General features: G+C 32.1%; 9 protein-coding genes. 4 read left to right on the top strand and 5 right to left on the bottom strand.

The genetic code is table 11. The features are described from left to right. Positions 1-71: 71 nt before the first annotated feature. Together ggt and NYQ10_RS18610 are read right to left on the bottom strand one after the other, a co-directional pair. A complete protein-coding gene (gene ggt / locus NYQ10_RS18615; protein WP_289877725.1) occupies positions 72-1,760 on the bottom strand; it encodes a gamma-glutamyltransferase in 1,689 nt (562 codons plus the stop codon). Positions 1,761-1,789: 29 nt separating this feature from the next. Next, complete coding sequence (locus tag NYQ10_RS18610) at positions 1,790-2,374, bottom strand: ACP phosphodiesterase (RefSeq protein WP_289877724.1); 585 nt, start codon at positions 2,372-2,374, stop codon at positions 1,790-1,792. 205 nt (positions 2,375-2,579) lie between these two features. Between NYQ10_RS18610 and glmM the strand changes: the two genes are divergently transcribed. Next, positions 2,580-3,968, top strand: a complete 1,389-nt coding sequence (gene glmM / locus NYQ10_RS18605) for a phosphoglucosamine mutase (protein ID WP_289877723.1) — start codon at positions 2,580-2,582, stop codon at positions 3,966-3,968. A gap of 71 nt (positions 3,969-4,039) precedes the next feature. On the opposite strand, the gene NYQ10_RS18600 is transcribed toward glmM, so the two are convergent. Further along, positions 4,040-5,524 carry a glycosyl hydrolase gene (locus tag NYQ10_RS18600; RefSeq protein WP_289877722.1) on the bottom strand — a complete coding sequence of 495 codons (1,485 nt, stop codon included), beginning with the start codon at positions 5,522-5,524 and terminating at the stop codon, positions 4,040-4,042. Between the two features lie 205 nt (positions 5,525-5,729). Next, the gene (locus NYQ10_RS18595; RefSeq protein WP_289877721.1) at positions 5,730-6,602 is read right to left on the bottom strand and encodes a lysophospholipid acyltransferase family protein; all 873 of its coding nucleotides are present in this window, start codon (positions 6,600-6,602) and stop codon (positions 5,730-5,732) included. 112 nt (positions 6,603-6,714) lie between these two features. On the opposite strand from NYQ10_RS18595, the gene NYQ10_RS18590 reads away from it, so the two are divergent. Next, a complete protein-coding gene (locus NYQ10_RS18590; protein ID WP_289877720.1) occupies positions 6,715-7,353 on the top strand; it encodes a rhomboid family intramembrane serine protease in 639 nt (212 codons plus the stop codon). A gap of 51 nt (positions 7,354-7,404) precedes the next feature. After that, complete coding sequence (locus tag NYQ10_RS18585) at positions 7,405-8,094, top strand: SIMPL domain-containing protein (RefSeq protein ID WP_276173060.1); 690 nt, start codon at positions 7,405-7,407, stop codon at positions 8,092-8,094. A 61-nt stretch (positions 8,095-8,155) separates the two neighbouring features. On the opposite strand, the gene NYQ10_RS18580 is transcribed toward NYQ10_RS18585, so the two are convergent. Then, entirely contained in the window at positions 8,156-9,343 is a 1,188-nt protein-coding gene (locus NYQ10_RS18580) for a sensor histidine kinase (protein WP_289877719.1), read from the bottom strand. A 443-nt stretch (positions 9,344-9,786) separates the two neighbouring features. Between NYQ10_RS18580 and NYQ10_RS18575 the strand changes: the two genes are divergently transcribed. Then, positions 9,787-13,485 (top strand): two-component regulator propeller domain-containing protein, encoded by a 3,699-nt coding sequence (locus NYQ10_RS18575; protein WP_289877718.1) that lies wholly within the window; start codon positions 9,787-9,789, stop codon positions 13,483-13,485. Positions 13,486-13,533 lie beyond the last annotated feature (48 nt).

Here is a 13,533-nt window from a genome sequence, read left to right as displayed (position 1 = left end):
CGGTTGTAAAATTATAGGTCTTACAAAATTAGGCTATAATCTTAGATAAAAAAAATGAAAACGCAGAACTATTAAAATCCAACGGCTTTATCGTCTCCTCTAAAATCGGCACCGCCTTCTAATTTCCCTTCAGGTAAAACCAAAATAGCATCTACTTTTCCGATAATTGGAGTTGGTTTTTCATTAATTAAATAACTTTTCGCCTTTAGCTTATTTATAGTTTTGGCCTCAAAAGCATTTGGTTCGAAAGTAATTAAATCTGGAAGCCATTGATGATGAAAACGTGGCGCATTTACAGCTTCTTGCATGCTTAAATTGTATTCGTAAACATTCAAGATTGTCTGCAAAACAGATGTAATAATCGTTGAGCCGCCAGGAGTTCCAACAACCATAAAGAGTTTTCCATCTTTTTCTACAATTGTGGGTGTCATAGAACTTAGCATACGTTTTTGTGGCGCAATGCTATTGGCTTCATTTCCAACTAAACCAAACATATTTGGAGAACCTGGTTTGGCACTAAAATCGTCCATTTCGTTATTTAAAAAGAAGCCTAATTCGTCGCAATAATATTTAGAACCATAACCATCATTTAAAGTTGTTGTGGCTGCGATTGCATTTCCAAATTGATCTACAATAGAATAGTGAGTTGTTTCTGTACTTTCTGCATAATTTACTTTTCCTTCTTTTATTTCAGAAGATAAAGTCGCTTTTTCGGGATTAAAACTTGCCATTCTATCACGCAGATATTTTTCATCCATTAATTCTTTTAAAGGAATTTTTACAAAATCGGGATCACCTAAATAATAACTTCTATCGGCATACGCTCTTCTTTCTGCCTCAACAATAACCTGAATGGCTTCATCTGAATTATGTCCCATTTTTGCTAAATCGTAAGGTTCCAGCATTTTTAGAATTTGAGCTAAACAGATTCCGCCACTGCTTGGAGGCGACATAGAAGTGATTTTTAAATCTTTATAAGTAAATTGAAGTGGTTTTCTCCATTTTGCTTCATATTTAGCTAAATCATTCATCGTAATGATTCCGCCTTTCGATTTGAGATAATTGACTAAAATCTTTGCCGTTTCTCCTTTGTAAAATTCATTTCTCCCTTTTTTCTGAATTCTTCTTAAAGTTTTAGCAAGTTCAGTATACTTGATAGTATCATTTTCTTTGAAGATTTTAGACACGGGAGAATTTTCGCCGTTTATTTTTACAATATTATCATGATAATCGTTTAAACTTTTTTCTTGTTTTTTGGTTACGACAACTCCTCTTTCAGCCAAAGCAATTACAGGTTCTAGAATTTTAGCGATTGGCATTGTTCCGTACTTTTTATGAACTGCAAAAACGCCTGCAATAGTTCCAGGAACACCAATTGCAAGAGCAGTTTCGGTACTTTTACCTTTTATAACATTTCCTTCGCTGTCCAGAAACATATCTTTTGTAGCAGCTAAAGGTGCTTTTTCTCTATAATCTAAAGATCCCACTTCGCCATTTGCTTTTCGATATACCATAAATCCACCGCCGCCAATGTTTCCCGCAAACGGAAAAGCAACTGCCAAAGCTAATTCGGTGCCAACCATTGCGTCAAAAGCATTTCCGCCTTTTTTCATAATATCGGCTCCAATTTTTGAAGCTTCTTCGCGTGCCGAAACGACCATTGCTTTTGTAACAACCAATCCAGTTGGATTTGCAGTTTTCTGTTGAGCGTTGCTGATTGATAGGTATAAAAGAGCTGCTAAAAGCGTGATTTTTTTCATAAATAAAAAATTAATAAGGAATGAAGCGGTTACAGAGTCAGCAATTTTATTTTGGCCTGTTTTTTCATTTCTTCAAAAAATAAAGTGAATTCTTCTTCAAAATCATCGTAAAATTCTTTCAACTCTTCAACAGCGTATTGCATTTGAGAGATATTTTTAGATCTTCTATCCATTTGTGTTAGAATTTGATGAATTCCGTCTACAGTACGATAACTCAAAAGCCAGTTTCTGCCAATCATATATGGCATTAAATCTTGAGTTTTCTCTGTTAAAATATCGTAATTATCGTGAAGCGAATTGTAGAATCGGCTGATGAAGGTTTCTAGCTTTTCATCAGAATAATTGCTCCAATTTTTAGCCAAGAAATGATCGTAAACAATGTCTACAATGACACCAGAATAATGATGATATCTATCGTGAAGACGTTTTGTGCTTTTTCTGAAAATATCGTGAGAATCTGTGTAAGTATCAATAAATCGGTGCAGTTGGATTCCTTTTTGCACGTCGAGAGGAAAATGTTCAAATTGTTTTCCGCGAATTCCGTCTGCCATAAAATTCCCGATTTTGATCAAATCATTTTCTCCAGAAAGGTATATATGGGCTAAGAAATTCATTTTTGTTAAAGTTTCTGAGAGACTTAGTGGCTAAGTTTCTGAGTTATTTAGTAAATGTATAAAAACTTTTTTAAATGGTTTTGTTATAAAAACTACTCCTTGAAAGTGGTTTCTTATAAGTTAAATTTAAAATCTTAAAAACTTAGGACCTTAGTTACTCGGTAACTTTTTTATATTTGTAGAAAAATAACCCTAACTCACAAAAATGACTCTAATAAAATCTATTTCTGGAATTCGAGGAACAATCGGAGGAAAAGTAGGAGATAATCTGACTCCTGTTGATGCGGTGAAATTTGCATCAGCATACGGAACTTTCTTAAAAAATAATGCCAATAAAGATAAATTGAAAGTTGTAATTGGTCGTGATGCCAGAATTTCTGGACCAATGATTCATAACTTAGTTGTAAATACTTTGGTTGGATTAGGAATTGATGTAATCGATCTTGGACTTTCTACAACACCAACTGTTGAAGTTGCCGTGCCTTTGGAACAAGCAGACGGTGGAATTATTTTAACAGCATCTCATAATCCAAAACAATGGAATGCTTTAAAATTATTAAATGAAAAAGGAGAATTTTTAAGCGGTGCAGACGGAACTAAAATTCTTGAAATTGCAGAAGCTGAAGCTTTTGATTTTTCGGATGTTGACAGTTTAGGAAAAGTTACAGTAAACGATGCTTACATGGATATTCATATCGATGAAGTTTTATGTCTTCCGTTGGTTGATGTTCAGGCTGTAAAAGATGCTAAATTTAAAGTAGTTGTTGACGGCGTAAATTCGTCGGGAGGAATTATTATTCCAAAATTATTAGAAATAATGGGCGTTGAAGTAGTAAAATTATACTGCGAACCAAACGGACATTTTCCTCACAATCCAGAACCTTTGAAAGAGCATTTAACTGATATTTCTGAATTGGTTGTAAAAGAAAAAGCGCATTTAGGAATTGTAGTTGATCCAGATGTTGACCGTTTAGCTTTCATTAGCGAAGATGGCGAAATGTTTGGCGAAGAATATACATTGGTAGCTTGCGCAGATTATGTTTTAAGTAAAACTCCAGGAAATACAGTTTCTAATATGTCATCTTCTCGTGCTTTAAGAGATGTTACAAAAGCTCATAGCGGAAGCTACGAAGCAAGTGCAGTAGGAGAGGTGAACGTAGTAGAATTAATGAAAAAAAATAATGCCATTATTGGTGGTGAAGGTAACGGCGGAATTATTTACCCAGAGTTGCATTACGGAAGAGATAGTTTGGTTGGAGTTGCTTTGTTTTTAACGCATTTAGCGAATAAAAAAATGTCGGTTTCTGCTTTGAGAGCTTCTTATCCAGAATATTATATGAGCAAAAATAAAATTGAATTAACACCGCAAATTGATGTTGATGCAATTTTAACTCAAATGACTGAAAAATATAAAAATGAAGATATTTCGACAATCGATGGTGTAAAAATTGATTTTGCTACAGAGTGGGTTCATTTGAGAAAATCTAACACAGAACCAATTATTCGTATTTATACTGAAGCACCTTCACAAGATGCTGCAGATGAATTAGCACTTCGAATTATTGATGAAATTAAAGTAATTGCCGGAATCTAATAATTTCTGTTTTTAAAATAAAAAAAGCCTCTTTTGAAATTTTCGAAAGAGGCTTTTTACTTTTATAAATCTCAGTTTTTAATGATTTTAATTGATTTTTTAATATTTCCGTAAGAAACATTAACAATATAAACTCCTTTTGCCAATTTTTCTCCAATTTTAATATCTTCATTTGTAGAAAAATCAGAAGATGAAAAACAAACATCACCTTTCATATCAATAATTTTGATCGTTAAAGGTTCTGTTATACTCGATTTGACATGCAAAGTCGATTGATTTTTTACTGGATTTGGATAAATTGTAAAACTATCTTTTTCTAAAACATCATCTTTCACGCCAAGATTTGCTACAGCAACATCAATATAATTAAAGTTGAAATCGTTTGATTTGAATTTGATTTTCAAATAAACTTCCCCTTTAGGAAGTGTAACTCCACTAACAATTTTATCGGCGTACGTTTGCCAGCCTCCCGTTGCAGGAAAAATTTCATCTGTTTTTACCACAACATCGTTTACAAGAACATCAAATTTCCCTTCAAGAATTGGAGAAGCAACTCTAAAAGTTAAGTTATAAGTTCCTGCATCGACAACATTTAGCATAAATTCGTTCCAATCTCCTTCGTTAATATAACAAACATTTTGGCCAGTATTAGAGTCTGTAGTAGCTTGCAAACCTGTTCCTTTTCTTCTGTAATGTTTATTGGCTACAACACGCCCTGGAACAGTCATTTTTTTTGTGGTGTAAGGAACGTTAATATATTCAGTTCCAATTGGTCTTAAAACACCGCTTGTAGAACTTAACAATTGTCCTTCTAACATATCGGTCCAAGTCGGATTTACTCTTCCAGAAAACCAAGAATAGCGAAAAATATCTGGATCGTTTTCAAAATTGGTTAAAATGTCTTTCATAAAAGCTGTTTTGTCTGCAGCACTTTGAATAACTCTATTTGCAAATTCAGTGATCCAAAGTGGTCTATTGAATTTTTTTAGAAGACTGGTAACACCAATTACAGAACCCGCAGTAGCATCATAAGTATGAAAAGCAATATAATCGACTTTGCAATTTGGACATAATTGAAAAAACTGTGTATGCCAAACTATCGGATCTGAAATTCCGCCATAATTGTTTGGTCCGTTATAAGCAGGTGATGCGCTTATGATTTCTAGATTTTTTGCCGCTGCAATTTTTTCGATATTTACCCAAGCATTCACAGCTTCTTGCGGTGTTAACCTTGCACCATCGGTAAAATTAGGCTCATTAAAAGCTAGTAAATATTTGGCGCCAGGTTTTATTTTATTGATGAATGTTTGAACCTCTGCATCGCTGATTTTTCCCCATGCCATAGGAACAAATTCAACTCCTAGAGATGCATAATCTGCATTTAAAGCAGCTTCTGGTTCTGGCGACCAATTGTACCACCAAGAAAGACCTGGTTTTAACGCTAAAATATCTGCTTTAGAATGCGCCCCGTAAGCAATACCTCGTTTTGGACTTTGAGCGGAAATCGTAGAAAACAGAAATAATAGCAAAACTGTAAAAAGTAATTTTTTGATCATGGTTAATGATTTTTTGGTTTTTTTTAGATAATTAGAGAAGATCAAATTTAAATTGTTTCCTTTTTTAATTCATTCAAAAAAATCATTACAAAAACACATCAAATCTAGCTTACAAAGCATAAATTGGCGAATTGCGTCAGATTCAAAAGAAAAATCCGAAAAACATAAGGTTGTTTTTCGGATTTTTTAAATTGTTATTTTGAAATTATTTTACGCGGTGTTTCCATCTTTTGTGTGTCCATAAATAAAATTCTGGAACTTCAAGAATCTGTTTTTCTACTTCTTTCAAATACATTTCGGTAATTTCAAAATCTGGATATTCTTTCGGATTATCTGCAAGCGAAACAAACGTTGCCTCATAAAATCCTCTTTTTACTTTTTTAACTTTTACCATGATAACAGCCAAATCGTATTTTTTTGCCAGCATTTCTGCTCCTGTGTGTACAGGAACTTCAACTCCCATAAATTTCATCGAATGAAAAATTCTATCCAATTTCGGAGATTGGTCACTAGCTAAACCATACATTGCCAAAACTCCATTACGCTGGTTTTGAGCCATTGTAGGAATTGCTTTTCTGGTTTCTATCATTTCTGTATCGTATTTAGAACGGATTCTTCGAACGAGTTTGTCAAAATAAGGATTAGCCAATTTTTTATAAACAGCAATTCCTTTAAAACCAATTTTTGGGTTAATAGTCAAAAGCCATTCATAACTTGCATAATGCGAAGCTACAAGAATTACGCTTTTTCCTTTTTTTGCATAATCTAAAACAAGATCGAGATTGGTTATTCGGAATCGTCTGTCCATTTCCTCATGCGAAATGCTCATTGTTTTCACCATTTCTAAAAACATATCGCACATGTGTTTGTAGAATTTCTTTTCTACTTCTTTTCTTTCAGTATCGCTTAAATGAGGCAAAGCAAGAGCTAAATTTTCGCGAACTACTTTTTTACGATATCCGATAACTCTGTAAATTAAAAAATAAACAAAATCTGAGAATAAGTAAAATATAGGAAAAGGTAATATGGAGATAAGCCACAATAAAGGATAGGCTAAAATGTAAACGAGAAATTGCATGCAGCTTTTTTTTACAAAGATAAATGAAAAATGATTAACGTTTGATAATTTGCTTTCGTACTAAGTTTTCTTTAAGAATGATTATATTTACAATTCACAATAAATACTATTTATGAATATCATTTTAGCTGGGATTATAATTGCCAACGCTGTTATTAGTTACAAAGGTTTTAACGATCTTTCTTTTTTTAGAAAGTACGAATTTCACGTAGGGAGTATTCGTTCTGGAGAACAGATCAGGATGCTTTCTTCAGGTTTTTTGCATGTAGATATGATGCATTTGATATTTAACATGCTAACACTTTATTTCTTTGCTCCAGTAGTTTTATCCTGGCTCGGAACATTTTCTTTTGTTTTGATTTATTTTGGAAGTTTGATATTTGGAAATCTTCTCACAATGATGTTTCATAAAAACGATTACAGTTATCGTGCGGTTGGAGCGTCTGGCGCTGTTACGGGAGTTTTGTATTCTGCGATTTTATTACAGCCAAATATGATGCTTGGCGTATTTTTTGTCATTCCGATGCCGGCTTATATTTTTGGAATTGTGTATTTATTATACTCGATTTATGGAATGCGTGCCAAAAATGATAACATTGGGCACACAGCGCATTTTGGAGGTGCTATAGGCGGTTATTTGATTACTTTAATAAAAGAACCTTCTTTATTTACAGAAAATACTTTAATGGTTATTTTGCTAGCTATTCCGATAATTATACTTTTTGGAATGGCAAAAATGGGAAAAATATAATGCTGGCATAACTTTTGAAAAGCCTTTATTAAATATTAAAATATAACAAAAATGAAAAAACTAGTATTATTTTTAACAATCATGTTTATGACTATGTCTTACGGCCAGGAAACCAAACAAATACCTCTAATCAATGTAAATGGGGAAGGAAAAGTAAAAGTAGCACCTGATCAAGTTTGTATTTCAGCTACGGTTGAAACAAAAGGGAATAATGCTAAAGACGTTAAAAAACAAAACGACGAAAAGATGGACGCTGTTTTAAAATTCATCAAAAAAATGAATATTCCGACAGCAGATTTCAGAACAAAACAAGTTGCTTTAAATCCGCAGTATGATTATGAGAAAAAGAAAACTTCTTATAATGCGACTCAAACTGTAGAAATCGTAGTAAAAGATTTGTCGAAATACGATGAATTAATGGAAGGTTTGGTTCAGCAAGGAATTAATCGTATTGATAGAGTTTCTTTTGAATCTTCTAAATTAGCGCAATACGAATCTGAAGCTAGAAAATTAGCGATGAAAGATGCTAAAGTAAAAGCTGAAGAATATGTTTCTGTTTTAGGACAAAAAGTTGGTAAAGCTTTTACAATTTCAGACAATTCACAAGTGTATCGTCCACAGCCAATGTATGCTGCAATGAAATCTATGGCAATGGATAATGCTGGAGCATCAAATGAAACTTTAGCAATTGGCGAAATCGAAATTACGGCAAATGTTAGCGTAAGTTTTGTGTTAGACTAAAAGTTTAAAAAATCCAATATTAAAGATCCAAATTCCAATTTCTTGGGATTTGGATTTTTTTTTAGATATTTTGTAATGGCAAAGTAAATTTAAAAGTGCTTCCTTCACCAGCTTCACTTTCTACCCAAATTTTACCATTGTGAATTTTAATGAATTCACTGCAAAGTAGCAATCCTAATCCGCTGCCGGTTTCGTTTTCAGTTCCTTTTTGCGTTACTTTTCCATTAATTCTAAATAGATTTTCTTTTATAGAATCTGGAACTCCAATTCCGTTATCTGTAATAGAAATTTTTGCTTGATGCTCATTTTGAGAAAGTTTGATTTTAATTTCTCCGTTTTTCTCGGTAAACTTAATCGCATTGCTAAGTAAATTTCGCAAAATAGTTCCCACCATATTTTTATCGACTTCAGCTTCAATTAAATCTGTTGATTCGAAAACAAGATTTATATTTTTGTTTAAAGCCGCATTTTTATTTAGTTCGATATTTTCTTTAATCAATGTATTTAAAGAAACATTTTTTGGGCAAAAAGTAATCATTCCTGTCTGTACGCGCGACCATTCTAACAGATTTTCCAAAAGTTTGTAAATGTTTTTATTGGATTCGTGCTGCATTTCTGAAATTTCTCTAATTTCTTCACGACTGTAATCTTCAATATTTTCTAGAAAAAGTTCAGACAGCGAAACAGATGATCCTAACGGACCTCTTAAATCATGAGAAATAATAGAGAAAAACTGATTTTTATCGTCTAAAAGTTTCTGAATTTTATGATCTTGCTTTTCTTTCACTAACAATAAAAAGCCAACAATTCCGATAAGAGACAGCAGAAACAAACAAATACTATACAAACTGTCTAAAGTTCCATAAGAAATGACTTTATCCTCCGGATAGTAATATCTGTAGATAGTTCGTATTAGAATTAAAACTTCAAATCCGCCATAACAGAGAACATAAAATGTCTTAAAAAAGCTTTTTTTCTTTTCTGTAAAATAAAGTACGGTTGGCATTAAGTAAATAGCAAAAACTCCGATACCCGCAATTACAACGCGCGTATTCATTGTAGCTTCTAGAAAAGTACCGATATTGAAAAAGATAATGGTAAGAGTGGTAATGGCTATTTGAAGTCTGAAATATCGCTTTGCTTTTGTCTTGATCAATGCTAACATGGCAATTGTTTCAAAACAACAAGCAGCAAGAATCATAGAGTTGGCAATGTTGATTGAAGTAAAATCGTCGATTATATTTCGCAAAAGCGCTAATATCCAAGCTATAGTAAGTATTAATTTGCCTAGACCGAATAGTTTCAATATTTTTTTGTTATCGCTTGTTGCGTAAGAAAACGAATAACTAAAAATTAAAATACAAGTAAAAAAATTTCCCCAAAAATAAAGTAGAAAAATGGTTTTGGGGTCTACAGGGAAAAGTTGGAACATTAGTGGTTTTTGCTTTTTTTAATCTAATTCGCAAATATACGAAATAACCCAATAAATGAGTGTATTACACGTATTAAGATAAGATTATGATGTGTTTTGTTTTGTTTAATAAATTTTAAAATTTCAAAAAAATGTTAATTTTTTATGTTGAAATAGCTTTCTAAGTCACTGAGATTACTTTTGAATCACTTTTTAACTTAACATACAATTTATGTTTAAGTTACCTTGCGATTGTATACTTGCGAGTTAAATTATACGCAATGGCTAAGGCACTACAATTATTTTTTCTTTTTACACTGTATTCATTTGGACAACAAATAAAATTCGAAAATTTTACTACCAATCAAGGATTATCCAACAATTCCGTAGTCGATATAGAAAGTGACAAAGACGGCGGTTTATGGATTGCAACTTGGGACGGACTGAATTATTTTGACGGTTATAATTTTAAGATTTTTAAAAATAATTTAAATCGTCCTAAAACCATTTCAAGCAATTATATTACAAAGTTGAAAAAAGATAAATCTGGAAAAATCTGGATTATGACAAAAGAAGGTAATATAAACTGTTACCTTGGTAATGAAGAATTTGAAGAGTTTAAGTTTAAAACAGCCCCGAAAAACCTGTATCTCTCTCAAAAGGGAAATATTGTAGTCGAAACAGAAAAAGATTTTTATGAATACAAAAACAAATCTTTTGTAGAAACAAGTGCAAATAATGTTAGAAAATCAGATTTCACTAATTTAAAAAATAGCTTGCTTCGAAAAAATCCGAAGCTTAAAATCAATGATGTTTTAAAGGATAAATCTGGTAATATCTGGTTTGCGACTCGTGAAAATGGATTATACATTATTACAAATGAAAATAAAATCGAACATCTTACAGCCGATTTGTATGCGCCATATTCATTTAAAAATAATGAAATAGAAGCGCTTTATCTGGACGATTTCGGAAATGTTTGGTTAGGGCAAAAAGACGGCGGTTTGAGTATGGCATTTGCAGGTTCTGAAAAAATAAATGCAATAGTGCCGCATCCTTTAAAAGAACCGAATCTTCCAGACGAAACAATTAGAGCCATTACCAAAGATAAAAATGGAAAAATCTGGCTAGGATATTACACAAGAGGACTTTATTGCTACAACGATAAAAGTCAAAAATTTGAGAAATTTAAAATAGACAAAGCCAGCTCACATTCTGATTGGGAACGCGTGAGAAGTTTATTTACTTCTAGCGACGGAAATATTTGGGCAGGAACGTACAAAGGTATTCTAAGAATTTCTGGTAATAATTGCACGAGCTATGAAACAGCAAACAGTGAAAGCGTTTCTATAAACAGATGTTATTCTATAATTGAAGATCAAAATAAGCAATTGTGGCTCGGTTGCTGGGGCGGTTTGGCTAAGTTTAATTTGGAAACAGGAAAATTTGAAAAATTCAGAGGGCAAGAATTACTGAGTAAATATCATATTAGAAACGTCAAAAAAGAAAATCAAAATCTAATACTTTCGACCGAAAATAGTGGTGTAATTGTATTCAATTTGCAGACAAATGCTCTAAAAAGAATTAGTACTAAAGATGGAATTTTAGGCAATAGCATTTATTCTGTTTTTGTTGATAATGAATCAGATAATTATTGGATTGCTTCTCTTGGCGGTGTAACTGTCTTTAACAAAAAAAACGGTGTTGTTAAAAATATTACAGAATTAGAAGGATTGCCAAGTCATATGGTTTACGGATTAATTGATACTGGTGATAAAGTCTGGATAAGCACGACAAAAGGAATTGCTTCTATTGACAAGAAAAAATACAGCGTTACGTCTTATAATCCGGATTATGGTTGGCAAGCACCAGAATTTTCGGAAGGAGCTTATTACCAAGATTCTAAAGGAAATTTGTTTTTTGGAGGTGTTGAAGGTTTAAATTATTTTAATCCAGCAACGATTCATAATATTAGTCCGAAAGCAAAAATAAAATTGAAAATTGATGGCATTGAAAATGCTCAAGTGTCGATTGAAAAAAGCTTCAGTAACAATAAATTAGAAATTGAAGTAATTCCGATTCTTTTTCCTCGAAATAACAAAGTAGCTATTTATTATAAATTAGAAGGAAGAGATGAAAAATGGATTCTTTTGTCTGGCAATAATAAAATAGAATATTCGAATTTATCTTCTGGCGAATATAATTTCTTCATTAAACAAGGAAAAGACGGAAAACCTGAACCGGTTTTCTTTTCTCTTCAGATCGGAAAAGCATTTTATGAATCGATTTTGTTTTATATGCTACTGTCAGGTTTTATTCTGATTATGTGCGTTATTGTGGTTTATGTTAAAAATAAAGCATCTCTGGCACAGCAAAAATATCTTGAAGAATTGGTTGCGGCAAGAACGGCTGTAATTGAAAATCAGAAAAAAGAAATGGAAGCGGTTAATGAAGAATTGGACGAAAAGAACAAGAAAATTCTAGAACAAAAAGAAAAACTGCTGATTCTTCACAGTAATTTGAAAAAAGAAAATTTTGAAATTGAAAAGTTTAAAACTTTTATGCTTTCGGAGTTTCAAGAACCCATTTCTAAAATCATTAAAATATCTAGTTCCTTCAAAAAAGATACAGAAACACATCGAGATTTAATTGTGCAATCTGGAAAATTGGTAAAGCTTATTTCAGAATGGAATTATCTCGAACATGTAAAAGATCTTGGACCTGTAAAGAAATCAGCAACAAGTCTGTTTCCTGTTTTTAGAAATAATGTAGAAAAATTGAAGAAAGAGTTGCAGCAGAATGAGGTAAATTTTAATTGTGAAATTGATCATTCAGATTGCTTTGCGTCTGTAGATATTTTGCGTTTAAAATTGGCAATGCAGTATTTTTTTAATGATTTAAGCAAATATTCTGATAAAGACAGTACAATAAATATTTCAATAACTTACCAATCTGATTGTGTTGAAATTAAAGCAATTTCAGATAGTATTATTTTAAGAGACAATTGGTATAATATTTCGCATTATAGTCCTTACTTTAAAGCATTGCAAGTTTTGTTGCAAGATTTAGAAGGAGAATTAATTCCGTTTTCGGAAGAAGATTTCCAGATTACGATGCGTATTCCAATCGAAATTGTTAATCCTGATGTGCATTATAAGGAAACTATTTCATGGAAAAATTTCAATTACCCAAATCAATTTGCTTCGGATAAAAAATGTCTTTTGGTTTTTGGAGATTCGTACAATAATCCGGCTGCAAACCAGGTTTTAGATGGCGAAAATTTTAATTTGATTTTCGAAAGTTCTGTTTCTAATTTGAATTCTATATTAAAACAAATCGATATTTCGGCATTGATTTTATATCAGACAGAATTCTCCAAAAAGCTCATTGATTTTTTAAAATCAAATAGAGATAATTCGCATATAAGAATTCCAATGATTTATATCTCAGAAGATATTAATTACGAATTGAACGAACAATTATTAGAAATTGGTATCGAAACACATATACAGCTTCCAGCCAGCGCATCATTCGTTAGAAAAAAGATAGACAGTTTAATCAATCAGAATATTGAACCGCTTAGAGAACATAAAATTCAGGAGAAAATATTTGAGATTCTAACAGAAGATAACGAACACGTAACGGCAAATGAAAGGCTTTTACGAAAGGCTTTAGAAATTATAAAAGAACAACTTCAGAATCCTTCATTTAATGTTGAAATGTTGGGTGAAGAATTGGGCATTTCAAGAGTAAAATGTTATCGCATATTTAAAGAAACTTTAAACCAATCTCCTTCAGATATTTTGATGTCACTTCGCTTGCAAAAGGCAGAAGTTCTATTAAAAACAAAACGATTAAACATTTCTGAGATCAGTTTTGAATGCGGTTATAATGATCCAAAATACTTTGGACGCTCGTTTAAGAAGTATTTTGGGAAAACTCCTAAAGAATTCAAAGAATTTAAAGAGTACACAGTTTAAGGTTTCTGTTAGCCCTGTATTTGTAGAAAGTTAGGACAATGTTAATGT

The sequence above is a fragment of the Flavobacterium johnsoniae genome, from assembly GCF_030388325.1.
Taxonomy (GTDB): domain Bacteria; phylum Bacteroidota; class Bacteroidia; order Flavobacteriales; family Flavobacteriaceae; genus Flavobacterium; species Flavobacterium johnsoniae_C.
Note: the sequence above shows the minus strand (reverse complement) of the source record. Positions and strands in the feature narration are given on the sequence as shown.

Excerpts from the sequence above, each read along its gene's own strand:
- ggt (WP_289877725.1), bottom strand. The coding sequence starts at position 1,760 with ATGAAAAAAATCACGCTTTTAGCAGCTCTTTTATACCTATCAATCAGC.
- NYQ10_RS18610 (WP_289877724.1), bottom strand. The coding sequence starts at position 2,374 with ATGAATTTCTTAGCCCATATATACCTTTCTGGAGAAAATGATTTGATC.
- glmM (WP_289877723.1), top strand. The coding sequence starts at position 2,580 with ATGACTCTAATAAAATCTATTTCTGGAATTCGAGGAACAATCGGAGGA.
- NYQ10_RS18600 (WP_289877722.1), bottom strand. The coding sequence starts at position 5,524 with ATGATCAAAAAATTACTTTTTACAGTTTTGCTATTATTTCTGTTTTCT.
- NYQ10_RS18595 (WP_289877721.1), bottom strand. The coding sequence starts at position 6,602 with ATGCAATTTCTCGTTTACATTTTAGCCTATCCTTTATTGTGGCTTATC.
- NYQ10_RS18590 (WP_289877720.1), top strand. The coding sequence starts at position 6,715 with ATGAATATCATTTTAGCTGGGATTATAATTGCCAACGCTGTTATTAGT.
- NYQ10_RS18585 (WP_276173060.1), top strand. The coding sequence starts at position 7,405 with ATGAAAAAACTAGTATTATTTTTAACAATCATGTTTATGACTATGTCT.
- NYQ10_RS18575 (WP_289877718.1), top strand. The coding sequence starts at position 9,787 with ATGGCTAAGGCACTACAATTATTTTTTCTTTTTACACTGTATTCATTT.